Source organism: Bradyrhizobium australafricanum (assembly GCF_020329495.1).
GTDB lineage: Bacteria > Pseudomonadota > Alphaproteobacteria > Rhizobiales > Xanthobacteraceae > Bradyrhizobium > Bradyrhizobium australafricanum.
This window is the reverse complement of record NZ_JAGKJL010000007.1, coordinates 91973-108274: the sequence shown is the minus strand read 5'-3', so window position 1 is coordinate 108274 and position 16302 is coordinate 91973. Positions and strand designations below refer to the sequence as shown.

The 16302-nt window shown below is 64.5% G+C and carries 14 protein-coding genes; 5 read left to right on the top strand and 9 right to left on the bottom strand.

Going from position 1 to position 16302, the window contains the following annotated elements; genetic code table 11:
* Nucleotides 1-64: 64 nt before the first annotated feature.
* Nucleotides 65-352, bottom strand: coding sequence for a GIY-YIG nuclease family protein (locus J6525_RS08905; protein WP_225643711.1), 288 nt, complete (start codon nt 350-352; stop codon nt 65-67).
* A 124-nt stretch (nt 353-476) separates the two neighbouring features.
* On the opposite strand from J6525_RS08905, the gene ligA reads away from it, so the two are divergent.
* A complete protein-coding gene (gene ligA / locus J6525_RS08900; protein ID WP_225643709.1) occupies nt 477-2627 on the top strand; it encodes an NAD-dependent DNA ligase LigA in 2151 nt (716 codons plus the stop codon).
* Nucleotides 2628-2722: 95 nt separating this feature from the next.
* Here ligA and J6525_RS08895 read toward each other — a convergent pair whose 3' ends face one another.
* Together J6525_RS08895 and J6525_RS08890 are read right to left on the bottom strand one after the other, a co-directional pair.
* A complete protein-coding gene (locus tag J6525_RS08895) occupies nt 2723-4000 on the bottom strand; it encodes a multidrug effflux MFS transporter (protein ID WP_225643707.1) in 1278 nt (425 codons plus the stop codon).
* A 273-nt stretch (nt 4001-4273) separates the two neighbouring features.
* Nucleotides 4274-6103 (bottom strand): aminopeptidase P family protein, encoded by a 1830-nt coding sequence (locus J6525_RS08890; RefSeq protein ID WP_225643705.1) that lies wholly within the window; start codon nt 6101-6103, stop codon nt 4274-4276.
* A 190-nt stretch (nt 6104-6293) separates the two neighbouring features.
* On the opposite strand from J6525_RS08890, the gene J6525_RS08885 reads away from it, so the two are divergent.
* Nucleotides 6294-6479: a hypothetical protein gene (locus J6525_RS08885; RefSeq protein WP_092088676.1), complete on the top strand. Its 186-nt coding sequence runs from the start codon at nt 6294-6296 to the stop codon at nt 6477-6479.
* 18 nt (nt 6480-6497) lie between these two features.
* Here the strand turns inward: J6525_RS08885 and J6525_RS08880 are convergent, their stop codons facing one another.
* Together J6525_RS08880 and J6525_RS08875 are read right to left on the bottom strand one after the other, a co-directional pair.
* Nucleotides 6498-7004, bottom strand: coding sequence for a hypothetical protein (locus J6525_RS08880; protein ID WP_225643703.1), 507 nt, complete (start codon nt 7002-7004; stop codon nt 6498-6500).
* Complete coding sequence (locus J6525_RS08875; protein WP_225643701.1) at nt 7001-7885, bottom strand: 50S ribosomal protein L11 methyltransferase; 885 nt, start codon at nt 7883-7885, stop codon at nt 7001-7003. Before J6525_RS08875 ends, J6525_RS08880 begins: the two co-directional genes overlap by 4 nt.
* Nucleotides 7886-8055: 170 nt before the next feature.
* Between J6525_RS08875 and J6525_RS08870 the strand changes: the two genes are divergently transcribed.
* Nucleotides 8056-8220, top strand: a complete 165-nt coding sequence (locus J6525_RS08870; protein ID WP_016841571.1) for a Flp family type IVb pilin — start codon at nt 8056-8058, stop codon at nt 8218-8220.
* A gap of 253 nt (nt 8221-8473) precedes the next feature.
* Here J6525_RS08870 and J6525_RS08865 read toward each other — a convergent pair whose 3' ends face one another.
* The gene (locus J6525_RS08865) at nt 8474-10075 is read right to left on the bottom strand and encodes a phytoene desaturase family protein (RefSeq protein WP_225643700.1); all 1602 of its coding nucleotides are present in this window, start codon (nt 10073-10075) and stop codon (nt 8474-8476) included.
* A 179-nt stretch (nt 10076-10254) separates the two neighbouring features.
* Between J6525_RS08865 and J6525_RS08860 the strand changes: the two genes are divergently transcribed.
* Nucleotides 10255-12519 carry a spermidine synthase gene (locus J6525_RS08860; RefSeq protein ID WP_225643698.1) on the top strand — a complete coding sequence of 755 codons (2265 nt, stop codon included), beginning with the start codon at nt 10255-10257 and terminating at the stop codon, nt 12517-12519.
* Nucleotides 12520-12540: 21 nt separating this feature from the next.
* Here the strand turns inward: J6525_RS08860 and J6525_RS08855 are convergent, their stop codons facing one another.
* Nucleotides 12541-13128 (bottom strand): TetR/AcrR family transcriptional regulator, encoded by a 588-nt coding sequence (locus J6525_RS08855; RefSeq protein WP_225643696.1) that lies wholly within the window; start codon nt 13126-13128, stop codon nt 12541-12543.
* Between the two features lie 134 nt (nt 13129-13262).
* On the opposite strand from J6525_RS08855, the gene J6525_RS08850 reads away from it, so the two are divergent.
* Complete coding sequence (locus J6525_RS08850; protein ID WP_225643694.1) at nt 13263-13820, top strand: DUF308 domain-containing protein; 558 nt, start codon at nt 13263-13265, stop codon at nt 13818-13820.
* A 99-nt stretch (nt 13821-13919) separates the two neighbouring features.
* Here the strand turns inward: J6525_RS08850 and J6525_RS08845 are convergent, their stop codons facing one another.
* Together J6525_RS08845 and J6525_RS08840 are read right to left on the bottom strand one after the other, a co-directional pair.
* On the bottom strand, nt 13920-14768 hold the full coding sequence (locus J6525_RS08845; RefSeq protein ID WP_225643692.1) for an alpha/beta fold hydrolase: 849 nt from the start codon (nt 14766-14768) through the stop codon (nt 13920-13922).
* 477 nt (nt 14769-15245) lie between these two features.
* Nucleotides 15246-16043 carry a L,D-transpeptidase gene (locus tag J6525_RS08840; RefSeq protein WP_225643690.1) on the bottom strand — a complete coding sequence of 266 codons (798 nt, stop codon included), beginning with the start codon at nt 16041-16043 and terminating at the stop codon, nt 15246-15248.
* Nucleotides 16044-16302: the final 259 nt, after the last annotated feature.

The following is a 16302-nucleotide window of genomic DNA, read 5'->3' as shown; positions in this document are numbered from 1 at the left end:
AGCATCGAACCCGGAATCTCGAGATTCCGGGTTCATCGCTGCGCGATGCCCCGGAATGACCACCTCAGGTACAGATCGACTCGTACAAGTCATTCCACTGCGGATTGCTCGCTTCGATCAATTGCACCTTCCAGGCTCGCTTCCACTTCTTGAGCTCCTTCTCGCGTGATATCGCGGAGATCGGGTCGTCGTAGATTTCGAACCAAACCAGCTGCGTGATGTTGTATTTGGACGTGAAGCCTGGGACGGCCTTCATTCGATGTTCGTAGACCCGCCGCACGAGATCGTTGGTGATCCCAACATAGATTGCTCCGTCTCGTCGACTTGCTAGAATGTACACGTAGTACGACATGAGCCCCATTTCCCACACAGTCATTCCGGGGCGATGCGAAGCATCGAACCCGGAATCTCGAGATTCCAGGTTCGGTCCTGACGGACCGCCCCGGAATGACGAAAAACTATAGCGCGCCCGTCGCATGGCTAAAGCAGCAAAAAAGAAAGAACTCTCCGACGTCGACAAGCTCACCAAGGCCCAGGCCAAGGTCGAGTTGATGCGCCTTGCGCTCGAGCTCGAAGGTCACGACAAGCGCTACTATCAGGACGACACGCCGAGCGTCAGCGACGCCGAATACGACGCGCTGCGGCAGCGCTACAATGCGATCGAGAAGCGCTTCCCTGAATTCGTCACCGCGGAATCGCCGTCGCAGAAGGTCGGCGCCGCGCCGTCGGGGCGCTTCAGGAAGGTTCGTCATTCGCTGCCGATGCTGTCGCTCGACAACGCGTTCGCGGAAGCCGACGTGGTCGATTTCGTCGGGCGCATCACGCGCTTCCTCAAGCTGCCGGATGACAAGATCGATTTCTCGGCCGAGCCGAAGATCGACGGGCTCTCGATGTCGCTGCGCTACGAGGGCGGCGAACTCGTCACCGCGGCAACCCGCGGCGACGGCGCCGAGGGCGAGGACGTCACCGCCAACATCCGCACGCTCGAGGACGTGCCGCAGAAGCTGAAGGGCCGCAACGTGCCCGACATTTGCGAGGTGCGCGGCGAGGTCTATATGACCAAGAAGGCGTTCCTCGCGCTCAACGAGCGGCAGAAGGCGGCCGGCGACACCATCTTCGCCAATCCGCGCAATTCGGCGGCCGGCTCGCTGCGGCAGAAGGATCCCACAATCACTGCCTCGCGGCCGCTCGGCTTCTTCGCCTATGCCTGGGGCGAGATGAGCGCGCTGCCGGAGGATACCCAGACCGGCATGATCCACTGGTTCGAGCGGTGCGGCTTCAAGACCAATCCGCTGACCAAGCTGTGCCACTCGGTCGAGGAGCTGATCGCCTTCCATCGCAAGATCGAGGAGCAGCGCGCCGAGCTCGACTACGACATCGACGGCGTCGTCTACAAGGTCGATCGCATCGACTGGCAGGAGCGGCTCGGCTTCGTGTCGCGCACGCCGCGCTGGGCGATCGCGCACAAATTCCCGGCCGAGCGCGCCATGACGGTTTTGCGCGATATCGAGATCCAGGTCGGGCGCACCGGCTCATTCACGCCGGTCGGCAAGCTCGAGCCGGTCGGTGTCGGCGGCGTGATCGTGCAGAACGTCACGCTGCACAATGAGGACTACATCAAGGGCATCGGCAACAAGGGCGAGGTGCTGCGCGAGGGGCGCGACATCAGGATCGGCGACACCGTGGTGATCCAGCGCGCCGGCGACGTGATCCCGCAGGTCGTCGACGTCGTGATCGACAAGCGGCCGAAGAATGCGAAGGAATTCCACTTCCCGAAGAAATGCCCGTGTCCGCTGCACACCGACGTGGTGCGCGAGGAGACCGCGGCCGGCGAGGAGGGCTCGCGCGCCCGCTGTACCGGCGAGTTCGCCTGTCCGTTCCAGAAGGTCGAACACCTCATTCTGTTCGTGTCGCGCCGCGCCTTCGACATCGACGGTCTCGGCGTGAAGCAGTTGCAATATTTCTTCGACGAGGGATGGGTCAAGGAGCCGGCTGATATCTTCACGCTGCAAAAGCGCAACGCGAAGCTGAAGCTGGAGGACATCGAAGGCTACGGCGAGACCTCGGTGCGCAATCTGTTCGCCGCGATCGACAGCCGCCGCAGGATTGGCCTCGAGCGCTTCATCTACGCGCTCGGCATGCGCCATGTCGGCGAGACCACCGCGCTGGCACTGGCGCGCGGCTATGGCTCGTGGGATGCGTTCCACGATGCCTGCCTCAAGGTCGCCAAGGGCGACGAGGAAGCGATGGCGGAGATGGATGCGCTCGACCAGATCGGCGACACCGTGATCAGGAGCATCGCCGACTATTTCGGCGAGAGCCACAATCGCGGCATCGTCGAGCGGCTGACCGGCGAGCTCGACGAGATCATCGACGCCGAGAAGCCGAAGAGCAATTCGGCGGTGGCCGGCAAGACCGTGGTGTTCACCGGATCGCTCGAAAAGATGACACGTGACGAGGCCAAGGCGACGGCCGAGCGGCTGGGCGCCAAGGCGGCCGGCTCGGTGTCGAAGAAGACCGACTATGTCGTCGCGGGGCCGGGCGCCGGCTCGAAGCTTGCCGAAGCGCAGAAGCACGGCGTCCAGGTGCTCACCGAGGACGAGTGGCTGAAGCTGATCGGGGAGTAGGGTTGTCCGTCATTCCGGGGCGCCTCGAAGAGGCGAACCCGGAATCTCGAGATTCCGGGTTCGATGCTGCGCATCGCCCCGGAATGACGAACTGCTCACATCATCCCCTGCTCATCCTCCTCGGCCTGCGCGATCAGCTCCTCGCTCACCACCACCTGCCGCCGCGGCACGACGAAGATCATGGTGCAGGCGCAGGCGATCGAGATCGCGAAGATCGCCGCGGTCAGCGGCAGCGTCGTGGTGGAGTGGCCGCCGAGATAGGCGCCGAATTGCGAGATCAGCGAGCCGATGCCCTGCTGCAGGAACCCCATGGCGCCCGAGGCGGTGCCGGCGGCTTCGGGCCGGATGCTGATCGCGCCGGCGGCGGAATTGGCCATCACGAAGGCGTTGGCGATCATCACGATCATCTGGGTGCCGAACAGCCAGAGCGGGGTCTGGTTTACTCCAGTAAAACTCCAGACCAGGTTCAACAGGCTGCCGCCGACCTGCAGGGCGAGGCCGAACCAGATCAGTTTCTCCAGCGAGTGCCGTGGCGCGAAGCGCACGCACAAGAGATTGCCGACGAAGTAGCCGAACCCCGTCATCGCGAACCACGCGCCATACTCGGCACTGGTCCGGCCGATCTGGGTCACCACGATGTAAGGGCCGCCGCCGGCGAAGGCGAAGATGATCTGCGACGCCAGCACCTGACACAGCAGATAGCCGACGAAGGCGCGGCTCGTCATCAGCTTGCCGAGGTCGCCGCGGAAGCTGGAGCTGTCGGCGCGGTCGCGGCGGGTTTCCGGCAGCGCCAGCGCGATGAAGATCGTGGTGATCAGCGACGCCGCGGTGATGAGATAGAGGATCGCGCGCCAGCCGAATGTGGTCTCCAGCAGGCCGCCGGTCAGCGGGCTCACCATCTGCGCGATCATCAGCGCGGCGACGACAAGGCTGATCATGGCGCCGACCCGCTCGCGCGGATAGAGATCGCGGATGATGGCACGGCTGATCACCATGCCGCTGGCGCCGCCGAGCGCCTGGAAGAAGCGCGCCGCGATCAGTTGCGGCAGGGTCTCGGCGAACACCGAGCCGACGCCGGCCACGACCATCAGTCCGAGGCCCGCGAGCAGCACCGGCCGGCGGCCGAACCTGTCGGACAGCGGCCCCATGATCAGCTGTGAAAGCGCGATGCCGACCATGTAGAGCGACACGGTCATCTGCGCGATAGAGATGTCGCGGCCAAAGGTGGTCGCCAGCACCGGCAGCGCCGGCACCAGCATGTAGAGCGAGATCGGCGCCACGCCCGTCATCACGACGAGCATCAGCAGCATGACCTTCGATGTCGCGATGTTGTCTTTGGCCGCGCCGGGCGGCTTGCCCATCACGCCGTGCATTCAGGTCCGATCCAGCATTGTGGAAAGACTGTAGCGTGCCCGTCCGCCCGGAATACGGGTGTTTCGACATACGCCCATGCGATTTCAGGAGACGCGGTGACGATGTTTCGTCTCGCGCAATAAACCCAATGTCGTCAGCTGCGAATTCCGCTGTCGTCCTCCGCGAAAGCGGGGACACGTCTGCGAGTCATTCCGGGGCGATGCGCAGCATCGAACCCGGAATCTCGAGATTCCGGGTCTGGTGCTTGCGCACCATCCCGGAATGACGGAACGTCACTTCAGCGCCGCCGTTGCCTCGTCCAGCCACAGCTTGGTGGCGTTGTCGTCGAGATGCGGCCGCACCACATGCGCGACGCGGGCGTGGTAGTCGTTGAGCCAGCTTAACTCGTCCGGGCTCAGCATGCTGACCTCGATCAGGCGGCGATCGATCGGCGCCAGCGTCAGCGTCTCGAATGCATTGATCGGCTTCTCGGCGCCGGCAATGTCGGTGCCGATCACGAGCTCGAGGTTCTCGATCCTTATGCCGTAGGCGTCGGTCTTGTAGTAGCCGGGCTCGTTCGACAGGATCATGCCGCGCTTCAGCGGCGTGGTGCCGAGCTTGGAAATCCGCGCCGGCCCTTCATGGACGCTGAGATAGCTGCCGACGCCGTGACCGGTGCCGTGCTCGAAATCGATCCCGGCCTGCCAGAGATATTGCCGCGCCAGCGTGTCGAGCTGCGCGCCGGTGGTGCCGTCGGGGAAGATCGCGCGGGCAATCGCGATATGGCCGCGCAGCACGCGGGTGAAGCGGTCGCGCATCTCGTCGGTCGGCTTGCCGATCGCGATGGTGCGGGTGACGTCGGTGGTGCCGTCCTCATATTGCGCGCCGGAATCGATCAGCAGGAGATCGCCGGGCTCGATGCGGCGGTTGCTCTTGCGCGTCACACGGTAGTGCACGATGGCGCCGTTCGGCCCGGTGCCGGCGATGGTCGGGAAGGAGACGTCCTTCAGCGCGCCGGTCTGGCGGCGGAACGTCTCCAGCGCCTCGACGGTGTCGATCTCGGTGAGGCTGCCGGAGGGCGCCTCGCGATCGATCCAGGCGAGGAAACGCACCAGCGCCACCGCGTCGCGCTGATGCGCCGTGCGCGTGCCCTCGATCTCGGTGACGTTCTTGACCGCCTTCAAGAGGCTGACCGGATCGCTGCCGCGCATCGGCTTGCCGCCGGCACCCGCGATCAGGCGGCTCAGGGCGTCGGCTGCGGTCGCGTTGTCGAGCGCGATCGAGGCGCCGCGCTTGGCGAGCTCGGTGAGTTTTGCCGCCAGCGCCGCGGGCTGCTCGACATCGGCCGATTGCTCGAGATGGTCGCGTGTCGAGTTGGACAGCTTGCGCTGATCGATGAACACCAGCGGCCGGCCTTCCTTCGGTACCAGCGCATAGGACAGCGGCAGCGGCGTATGCGAGACGTCGGCGCCGCGGATGTTGAAGGTCCAGGCGACCGCGTGGCTGTCGGACAGCACCAGCGCGTCGACGCCGAGCTTGTTGATCTCGAGGCGGATGCGCTTGAGCTTCTCGGCTTCGATCTCCCCGGAAAACTGCGCGCCGTGGATCGTAACCGGACCGAGCGGCGGTGCCGGCCGCTCGTGCCAGATCGCATCGAGCGGATTGCCGTCGACGGCGACCAGTTCCGCGCCGGCCTTGGCGCAGGCCGCTGCCAGTCGTTCGGCTGCCGCAGAAGTGTGCAGCCAGGGGTCAAATCCTAGGCGGTCGCCGGCCGCCAGATGCCGGGTCAGCCAGTGCTCCGGCGGCGGATCGACCAGCGGCTCGACCTGCCAGGCCTTGCGGTCGACCTGCTTGCCGGCCTGCAGCGTGTAGCGGCCGTCGACGAACAGGGCGGCCTCCTTGCTCAGCACGATCGCAAGCCCGGCCGATCCGGTGAAGCCGGTCAGCCAGGCGAGCCGCTCCTCGGAGGCCGCGACATATTCATTCTGCTGCTGGTCGGCGCGCGGAACCACGAATCCGGTCAGCTTGCGCCGCGCCAGCTCCTCGCGCAGCGCGCTCAAGCGGGCAGTCAGCGCCACGCCGCCTTCGGGCTCTTCGAACGTCTGGAAATGGGCTTCGAACATCGCCGTCGCACTCTCTTCGGATGAAGCATGACCTTCGCGCGAGCGCGGTCAAGCATGACCATATTTTTGGCATAACTTATGCTTGAATATGGCATAGTGGAATTGGCCGGACGATGTCCACTGCACGTCAACGGTCAAGCGTACGGGGAGTGTCCAGGAGTGTCTCAACTCAACGGTGAGGAGATGCACGATGCCTGCATTCACGTTTGAGAAGATCTCGCCGCCGGTCCGCCGCGGCCCGATCGCGCCGGTCGAACAGAAGCAGCGCGGCGTCATCGTCCAGATGCTGGACCGTCTCGTCGAGGCGCGGGCCAGGCGTGCGGCCGGTCAGGACAAGGTCGAGACCATCCGTAACGATTCTCCAGCACCCGAATAGCCAATCCACGGATCGCAGCTACCGTTCCAGATCCGACGCCTTCGCCACGGTCACATTGACGACCTTGCCGTCCTCGAGCTCGCGCACGATCCGCTCATCGGGGCCGACGATGCCGAGATCGAATTCGCGCTCGGGCGTCAGCAGCGTCATGCGTTGGCCGGCGATCACGACGACGGTCATATCGAGCGTCTCGCCGGAGATCGCCCATTCCCTGAGCTCGTTGCGAAACGGCTCCCTGCGCCAGGCGTCGGGGAAGCCCGGATCGCATCTGACCTCAAGACCATCTTCCGACGTGGTCAGGACGAGCTTCGACCTGGAAGGCTTCCAGTGCTCCTCCAGCAGGTCGTTCGCCAGCCAGACGCAGCTGAACGAGCGGCATTCCGCCGGCCGGCCCGGATAGGTCCGGCAGCCGCGCCCCGGCTCGCAATGCGGGCACCACGTATTGGCGGGCTTTGCTAGTTCCTCGATCGCCATCACCTTGCAGCAGAGCGTGCAGTCGCCGCACTGTCTGCCGGTCGCGGTCACTTCACGAAACGCAGCAGCAGGCTGCTCCAGCCCTCGATCTTCAGATGCCGCAGCGGCACCAGCCCGCGGGCACGGTAGGCGGCGATGACCGCCGGCGCCTGGTGCGTCAGCAGGCCCGAGAGAATGACCTGCGCCGACGAGGCGAGGTGGCGCGCCATCGGGCCAGCCAGTTGCCGCAGCGGATTGGCGAGGATGTTGGCGAGCACCAGGTCGAACGGACCGTCCTCGGCAAAGCGCGGTGCGGCAAAGCCGGTGGCGGGAATCACGTCCACCAGATCGCCTGTGCCGTTCAGCCGGGCGTTCTCCTCGGCGACACGGACCGACGGCGGGTCGATATCGCTCGCCAGCACCTTGCCGTGCAGCGCCTTGGCGGCGGCGATCGCCAGGACGCCGGTCCCGGTGCCGAGATCCAGCACGCGGCGGGGCTGATACGCCTTCAGCACGTGGTCGAGCAGCAGCAGGCAGCCGCGGGTGGTGCCGTGATGGCCGGTGCCGAAGGCCAGCGCCGCCTCGATCTCGATCCCGAGCTTGTTGGGGGGTATCCGGTGCCGGTCATGCTGGCCGTGGACGATAAAGCGGCCGGCGGCGACCGGGACAAGATCCTCCAGGCTGGCCTTGACCCAGTCCTTGGCCTCCACGGTATCAAAGACTAAAGTAGATGCGACATCCTGCCGCACCACTTGGCCGACCAGCTCGCGCAGTAAATTTTGGTCCGGCGGCTCGGCAAAATGGACGGTGACGTCCCAGCGGCCATCCGGTCGCTCGAAGGCCGCAAACGCCGCCTGATCCTCGAAAAACAGCTCGGAAAGCGTGTCTACCACGCGCTTTGCGGTCGATTCATCTGGAAGGGTGACGCTGGCGCGGTGTGTGGACGGGGTCATCGGAGGCCGGTAGCGCGGTTTTTGTTAAAATTTCAAGCCGGATTCAATCGAATATCGCGAGAATTGAGAGGTTCCCGGTTCAGACAACCTTAGATGTTGCCGTACTACTACGGTGGCGGAACTGGGAACACCCTTCGTTCCAAGGCATCACAACCAAGGGCAGGGCTGCAATGAAGGCTTTTATCGTTAAGTTTTTGCGGAATGAATCCGGCGCGACCGCCATCGAATACGGATTGATCGCGACCGGCATCGCCATCGCGATCATCGCTGCGGTGAACGGCGTCGGCACGGCACTGAGCGGGACCTTCAACTCGATCAGCGGCTCGCTGAAGTAATCTCTCGAACGGCGTTCTCAGGGAGGCACCGGGCGACATGTCGCCCGGTGTTTTCTTTTTTGACAGCTTGTCCACAGAGCCACACGCAGCTTGTCGACAGCGTTCTCCCGGGATTGTCAGCGTCCGTCGCACAGCCGGTCCACAGCGACGTCCACCGGTTATCCCGTCTTGAGACAAGGCCGCTGTCCACCGCAGACCCACAGCTTCTCAACACGCCTGTCCACAGCTTGTCCCGCGGCCCGCGGTGTGTCGTCTACGAGAACAGCGCGCGATGGTCGGCCAGGATGGCCCGCGCGGCATTGTGGCCGGGGGCGCCGGTGACGCCGCCGCCGGGATGGGCGCCGGAACCGCAATGGTAGAGACCCTTCAGAGGTCCGCGATAGTCGGCATGGCCGAGCATCGGCCGTGCCGAGAACAATTGGTTCAATGTCAGCGCGCCGTGAAAGATGTCGCCGCCGAGCAGGCCGAATTGCCGCTCGAGGTCGAGCGGCGACAGGATCTGGCGGCCGATCACGCTGCCTGCGAACCCGGGCGCGTAGTGGTCGACGGTTGCGATCATCAGATCGGCGACCTCTTCGCGATGATCGTCCCACGATCTGCCGTCGGGTAGTTGCGGCGCGACGTGCTGGCAGAACAGGCTCGCGACATGCTGGCCCGGCGGGCTCAGGCTGTCGTCGAGCGTCGAGGGGATCAGCACCTCGACGACCGGGGCGCGGCTCCAGCCGAATTCGCGCGCATCGTGCCAGGCGCGATCCATGTAGCCGAGGCTGGGAGCGATGATGATCCCCGCCGTGAGGTGATCGCCGGGACCGGGCAGCGCGGTGAACGAGGGCAGGGCGCTTAGCGCCACATTCATCCTGAACGTGCCGGACCCGTTCCGCCATCGTGAGATGCGCGCGCGAAACTCGGGCGCCAATGCGCCCTCCGGCACCAGGCGTGTGTACAGCAGCTTCGGATTGACGTTCGAGACGACGTATTTGGCGCGCACGGTCTTGTCATTGTCGAGGATGACGCCGACGGCGCGCTGCTTCTCGACGATCACCTCGCGGACGGCCGCATCGGTTTCGATCTCGACGCCATGGCTGCGCGCGGCACGCGCCATCGCCTGGGTGATCGCACCCATGCCGCCGATCGCGTGGCCCCAGACGCCCTTCTTGCCGTTCACCTCGCCGAACGCATGATGCAGCATGACATAGGCGGAGCCGGCCGCGTAGGGGCTGGCATAATTGCCGACGATGGCATCGAAGCCGAACAGCGCCTTGACGAGGTCGTTCTCGAAACGCTCGTCGAGCATCTCGCCGGCCGATCGCGTGAACAGGTCGAGCAGATTGCGCTGCTGTTCCAGCGACAGCCGGCGCAGGATGTTGGCGGTGCCGAGCGCGTTGAAGGCCTCGCTGATCGCGCTGATGCCAAAGCCCTCGACGAGGTTCGGCGGCGCGCGCAGCACGAATTGCCGCAGCACGTCGGCGATGGCTTCGAGTTCCCCTGAGAACACGCCGATTGCGGCCGCGTCCTTGTGGCTGAGCTTTTCGACCGATTCCCGGGTCCGGCCTTCGCCCGTCAGCAAATAGCTGCCGTCGGGCGCGGGGAGGAAGTTCTGCGCGCGCCGCTCGACGATCCTGAGGCCGTTATCGGCAAGTTTCAGGTCAGACATGATCTGCGGATTGAGCAGGCTCACCGTGTAGGCGGCGACCGAATTGCGGAAGCCCGGGCAAAATTCTTCGGTGACCGCGGCGCCGCCGACCACGTTGCGGCGTTCCACGACCTTCACGCGCAGCCCGGCCATCGCGAGATAGGCCGCGCAGGTGAGGCCGTTGTGCCCCGCACCGATGATAACGACGTCTGTTTCGTTCATGTCCGCTTCAAGAAGCAGTGATTAGAGCATGTGCTGTGGCGCCGCAGCGCCGCGTCGTCAAGTCCGCGTGACCGCCGTTTATTGTCCGTGATAGTGCCGTATGCTCAACTGAAATCCTCCGGTGGGGTGCCACCGGACCGTCCGCCTCCGGCGCCCGCCGGGTCCATGCCGGAGCTTTCATGCCGTCTGAGCCGACCGCCTCGCGCAACCGGCTGGTGCTGGTTGTCTACACCGCCGCGATCTTCGTCAGCGCCCTGTTGCTGTTCTCGGTGCAGCCGCTGTTCACCAAGATGGTGCTGCCGCGGCTCGGCGGCTCGCCGGCGGTGTGGTCGGTGGCGATGGTGTTCTTCCAGTCGCTGCTGCTCGGCGGCTACGCCTATGCGCATCTCTTGATGAAGCTGAACGGCCGTATTGCGCCGGTCGCGGTGCATCTGGTGCTGCTCGTCGTCGCGTTGCTGACCTTGCCGCTGGCGATCAGGAGCGGCTGGGGCGAGCCGCCGACGTCCGGCTATGCGGTCTGGCTGCTCGGCCTGTTCGCGGTTTCGATCGGCCTGCCGTTCTTCGCGCTCGCCGCCAACAATCCGCTGCTGCAGGCCTGGTTCGTGCGCACCGGACATCCCAATGGTCCCGATCCGTATTTCCTCTACGCATCCTCGAACATCGGCAGCTTCCTCGCGCTCTTGTCCTATCCGGTGCTGCTCGAGCCGATGTTCACGTTGCGCACCCAGAACCTGATCTGGACCGGTGGTTATGGTCTGCTGATCATTCTGATCGCGAGTTGCGGCATGCTGCTGTTGCGGTCGCCGGCCAATGCCGCCGCGCTCGACATGCAGGTCGATGACGCCAATGCGCCGGCGCCGTCCTGGCCGCTGCGGGCGCGCTGGATCTTCCTCGCCGCGGTGCCGTCCGGCCTCTTGATCGCGGTGACGGCGCATATCTCGACCGACGTCGCCGCCGCGCCCCTGCTGTGGGTGCTGCCGCTGTCGCTGTATCTCTTGACCTGGGTGCTGGTGTTCCAGTCGCGGCCGCTATTGCCGCACAAATGGATGCTGCTGGCGCAGCCGCTGGCGATTGCCGGGGTCGTGATCCTGCTTGCGGTCGGCGGCGAGCAGAACCTGCTGCTCACGCTCGGCGGCCATCAGCTCTGCTTCTTCATCATCGCGATGGCCTGTCACGGCGAGCTCGCGCGCACCCGCCCGGCGGCGAAATATCTCACCGGATTCTACGTCGCGCTGTCGTTCGGCGGCATGGTCGGCGGCCTGTTCGCCGGGCTTATTGCGCCCTTTACTTTCTCGTGGGTCGCCGAATATCCGATCCTGCTGGCGCTCGCGGCGCTATGCCGTCCGCCCGGCGGCGCGGAGCGGCTGCCGCGCTGGAGCGCCTGGTACTGGCCGTTCCTCGCGGTGCTGGCGGTGGCGCTGATCGCGCCGAGCTATTCGGCCGGCGACATCTTCAACTGGTTCGACGTGCACCGGGTCTGGGTGATCGGCGCGGTCGGCGTGCTCTCGGCGCTGCTGGCGCTCGCGCTGAACGCCAATCGCTGGAAGATCTTCGCCACCGTGGTGGTCGCGCTGGTGGTGCTGCGTGCCTATCCATCCGACGACGGCCGCGTCGAAACCGTGCGCAGCTTCTTCGGCGTACACAAGATCGTGGTGACGCCGAACGGGCAGTATCACGTGCTGATGCACGGCACCACGATCCATGGCGCCGAGAAGTTCAAGAACGATGACGGCACGCCGGTCGCCGGAAAGCCCGAACCGATCAGCTATTATCACATGGACGGCGGCATCGGGCGGGCGATCACTGCAATCCGCGAGCGCAAGGGCGCGCCGCTGAAAGTGGCAGTGATCGGGCTCGGTTCGGGGACGCTGACCTGCGCGTCGGCCCCCGGCGAGGACTGGCGCTTCTTCGAGATCGACCAGTCGATGGTCGATACCGCGCGCGATCCGAAATACTTCACCTACATCCAGAACTGCGAGCCGAACCTCAAGCCAGTCATCGGCGACGCGCGGCTGACCTTCGCCAAGGAGCCGGACGGCGCCTACGATCTGATCATCGTCGACGCCTATTCGTCGGACGCGATCCCGATCCATCTCGCGACCGAGGAGGCGATGGCGATCTACAAGGAGAAGCTGGCGCCGCAGGGCGCCGTCGTGATGCACGTCTCCAATCGCCACCTCGAGCTTGCCAGCGTCGTGGTCGGCATCGCCGACGCCAACGACATGAAGAGCTGGGTCTACAGCGAGGATTCCGGCCGCGACAACGAGTATATCTTCTCGACCTCGGTCGTGGTCTCCGCGCGCGAAGAGGAAGACGTCGGCAAGCTCGCATCGTCGGATGTCTGGACCGAGACCGAAGCCGACGAGAAGCAGCGGGTCTGGACCGACGACTATTCGAACGTGCTGGGAGCGGTGTACCGCCGACTGCGCGACGGCGAGCAGTAAAGCGATCTGTCGCCCGATAGCCTAGCGATCCGCGACCAGCAGCTTTGCGAGCTGGGGCTTGACGATCGCGGCAAACATTCCGGGATCGTCGAAAGCCCTCGCCGAGAGCATTGCCCCATGAACCGATGCCATCAGCATCTGGGCCTCCTCGTGCGGCCGCTGGTCCAGCCGGAACAGATGCTGTTCCGCGCCGGCCTGCAGCACCGAGCTGAGCCATCCCGCAAGATGATGGAAATGGGCGCGCACGCGCGATGCGACCTCGTCCGGCAGCATCGGCATCTCGCCGGCAAGCATCGCGCAGACGCAGAACGGCAGCGAGGCATCGCCGATGCACGCCTGCCAGAAGTTCACGTAAGCCTGCAGTTGGTCGGCCGGGCTTGCGAATTGCTCCCGAAGCGACTTCAGGCCCAGCTCGGTCTGCTGCCGGTAGCGATCCACCAGCGCCGAGACCAGCTCGGCCTTGGTCGGGAAGTGATGGTGGATGCTCGCCTTCCGGATGCCGATGGCATCCGAGATATCGGCATAGCTGAAGCCGTTATAGCCGCCCGCGACAATGAGGGGCTGCGCGACGTCGAGAATTTTTTCAGAAGTCGAAGTCATCACGTTCACGTCATGTCTACCTTCCAGTAGGTAAATCCCCAAGATAAATCAAGGCCTTCCTCTCCACACAGGGCGTCCGAGCGCCAGATTGACTGGAACCCGGCAGCTACCTACTAGTAGGAAGACAACAAGGAGCCCTGTCAATGCAAAGCCACCTTTCGACCCAATCCACCTGGCTGCGATCCTATTATCTCGGGCGCGCCATCTTCTCGGTCGCCTGGGTCGCCGCCGCCGTTCTGTTCGGCGGTCAAGCCGGCCCCGCCGCGGTTCTGTTCGTGATCTACCCGGCGTGGGACGGCATCGCCAATCTGGCTGATGCCCGGGTCAATGGCGACCTGAAGGCCAACCCGTCCCAGGCCTTGAATGTCGCGGTCAGCGCGATCACGACGCTCGCCGTCATCGTGGCGCTCAGTCACAGCAACTATGCCGTCCTGGCCGTGTTCGGGGTTTGGGCGATCCTCGCGGGCGTGCTGCAATTGTACACCGGCGTCAGGCGCTGGCGTCATTATGGTGCGCAATGGGCGATGATCCTGAGTGGTGCACAGTCGGCACTCGCCGGCGGCTACATGATCAGCCAGTCCGTCGGTACCGTTGCGCCGACCATTCTTGACGTCGCTCCCTATGCGGGCTTCGGCGCGTTCTATTTCCTGCTTTCCGCAATCTGGCTCGTTGCCACCGGCTATCGCCACGCGCGCGCTTAGTGTCAAAGCAAGAAGCTGGAGCTCCGTTCCGATTCAACCGGAACGGAGAGCTGTCCGGCAGCACCGGAGGAGCGCCAGCTCGCCTTCAGCGCGACGCGATTATTTGTTCTCTGGCGGCGCCGCACCCGCGGAGGCGGGCGTCGAGGCAGCGAGCAGCGGCATCGTCGGCATACTCTGGCCGGCATCCTCGTCGAGGAATTGCTCCACGCCGGCCTGGATCGACGACTTCGCGCTGTCCGGGCCGCGATCGCTGAGATCGTTGTGCTGGAATTCGGTTCTGACCACCTTGATGCCGAGTCTCGCACAGGTCTCGTCGTCGGGCACGACGCCCGGATCGGCCTTGAACACCGGATCCCTGGAGCGGAACGAGAGGATCTTGATCCTGCCGTCGGTGATGAAGGGGACGCGCAGATTGTCCAGCGTGACGACCTTCTTCACCAGGTCGGGATGCTGCTTGGCGAAGAACATCGAGATGTCGCCGCCGTTGGAATGGCCGATCAACGTCAGCTGGCGATAGTTTGCGTTCGGATAGACCTTCTTGAGCTCGTCGATCGCATACATGATGTTGAAGACGCCGCGATTGTACTGCATGCGGCGGCCGACATATTCCTCGCCGACCTTGGTAACCATCGGCGCGTCGGTGTCGAGATCATGCTGAATGCTGACCACGAGGTAGCCGCGCGACGCGAACAAATTGGTGAGGAACGAGTACTCGGTGTTCTTGACGGTGTTGCCGTGGCTCAAGATCGCGACCGGCAGCTCGATCATCTCGGCCATTGCCTGCATTTGCCGGTCGCGGCGCACCGCGACCTCGACCGTGACGTCGCGGTCGTCGCGCAGAACGTCGTGGAACGTCAGCGTCGTGTGACGGATGGCCCATCTGTCCGTCGTGAAATAAGCGGCCATCGCCACGACGCACAGGCAAAGGACAATGATGCCCCGTTTCATGTCGACCTCTGATCTTGCCTACGTGACCCGCGCTTCTCGCCCTGATTTCATCGGGCATGCCGCGTGAATCGGCCTCCAGGGGCCAGGCGGGCGCTTGTGCCGCCGAATATCGGGCTAGTTTTACAATCAGATGACGACGCGACGACGGGCCACGGCGCACGATGACGGGCGGCCTTTCCGACGGTCACAAGCGGGTGAGGGGAGCGTGAACTGACGGCGCTGCCTGCGGCGCCGTCAGCGGACGAGGAGCGCGCGGCAGATTTCTTTTGACGCGTTTTCTTGACGCGAACCGGCGCCCACTTCGCTCGAAAACGCTCTAGTGTCCCGAATCCGAAGTTCGCATCATTTGCCGCACCTTCGGAGCGAACTTCGGATTCGATAAGGACACTAGCAAACTTATGATTCTAGTGTGCTTTATGAATGCGAAGTTCGTGAAAGTGGCTGCCGCGAAATCGCACGAACTTCGCATTCAGCACACTAATCCTGATAGGTGTTGCCGTAGAAGCCGCGCGGCTGATAGGCGGGGCGCGGCTGGTAGTAGCCCTGCGGCGCCGGTGCGTAGCCCTGATTGCCGTAGTACTGCTGCTGCTGCTGGCCATAGGCCTGCGCATCGTAGACGCGGCGGCTTGACGGCGGTGCAGGATAGCGGCGATCGGTCGAGCTGCCTTCGGCCGGATAGATGTAGCCGTCATCGGTGCGGGCCTGCGCCGGATAGTCTCGCGGCTGCGGCGTCAGCACGACCGGATCGCCGGCGGCGGCGGTGCCGTACTGCTCGTCATATTGCTGCGGCGCGCGGCGGGCGACGGCGGTGCCATTGCGCCCACGCGGATTGCGCGCCAGCGCGACCTGCGACGAGCCGGTCAGCGTCACGGTGGTGTTGAGCACGCCTTCCTTCTGGACCAGGGAGTAAAGCGTGGTTGCGTTGTCGCGCGACAGCCGCACGCAGCCATGCGAGGCTGGCGAGCCGAGGCGGCTCACCGAGTCGGTGCCGTGAATCGCGTGCCCGATCTTGGTGAAGAAGATCGAGTGCGGCATCGGCGCGTCGTCGAATTCCTTGGAGTAGTGATCCTCTTCCATGCGGAAGGCGCGGAAGCTGCCGTTCGGCGTTTCGCGCGACGGGATGCCGGTCGAGACCGGCCAGTGATAGCGCGCGACGCCGTCGACCGCGACGGTCATCTGCTGGTTGTCCTTGTCGATGGTGATATCGACCTTGGCGTGTGCGGCGCCGGCGGTGAAGAGCATCACGGAAGTGAACGCAATAAGGAACGAACGCATTTTACCTTTGGCCTCCAGGCCTGCTCGCGAAGCCGCGGCTCTCCGTCCCCAGCAATCAATATGCACGGAATCCGAACTTGGTTCCAGTGGCGGGCCAAGGCCGTGATCAATTGCCATGGTTAATCCCGCGCGCGGCGCAAACAAGGCCGAAGCCGGGCCTGCCTGTCACGGCGGGCTGACTTTTTCGCGAGCAGGCCGCGACCACGGTCCAACTGGTCTCCGACACGCAACCATTTGGCCGCATGGGCGTTTAACAAAT

Coding starts and splice junctions, on each gene's coding strand:
- J6525_RS08840 (WP_225643690.1), bottom strand. CDS start 16,043: ATGCGTTCGTTCCTTATTGCGTTCACTTCCGTGATGCTCTTCACCGCC.
- J6525_RS08845 (WP_225643692.1), bottom strand. CDS start 14,768: ATGAAACGGGGCATCATTGTCCTTTGCCTGTGCGTCGTGGCGATGGCC.
- ligA (WP_225643709.1), top strand. CDS start 477: ATGGCTAAAGCAGCAAAAAAGAAAGAACTCTCCGACGTCGACAAGCTC.
- J6525_RS08890 (WP_225643705.1), bottom strand. CDS start 6,103: ATGTTCGAAGCCCATTTCCAGACGTTCGAAGAGCCCGAAGGCGGCGTG.
- J6525_RS08870 (WP_016841571.1), top strand. CDS start 8,056: ATGAAGGCTTTTATCGTTAAGTTTTTGCGGAATGAATCCGGCGCGACC.
- J6525_RS08865 (WP_225643700.1), bottom strand. CDS start 10,075: ATGAACGAAACAGACGTCGTTATCATCGGTGCGGGGCACAACGGCCTC.
- J6525_RS08885 (WP_092088676.1), top strand. CDS start 6,294: ATGCCTGCATTCACGTTTGAGAAGATCTCGCCGCCGGTCCGCCGCGGC.
- J6525_RS08875 (WP_225643701.1), bottom strand. CDS start 7,885: ATGACCCCGTCCACACACCGCGCCAGCGTCACCCTTCCAGATGAATCG.
- J6525_RS08850 (WP_225643694.1), top strand. CDS start 13,263: ATGCAAAGCCACCTTTCGACCCAATCCACCTGGCTGCGATCCTATTAT.
- J6525_RS08860 (WP_225643698.1), top strand. CDS start 10,255: ATGCCGTCTGAGCCGACCGCCTCGCGCAACCGGCTGGTGCTGGTTGTC.
- J6525_RS08905 (WP_225643711.1), bottom strand. CDS start 352: ATGTCGTACTACGTGTACATTCTAGCAAGTCGACGAGACGGAGCAATC.
- J6525_RS08895 (WP_225643707.1), bottom strand. CDS start 4,000: ATGCACGGCGTGATGGGCAAGCCGCCCGGCGCGGCCAAAGACAACATC.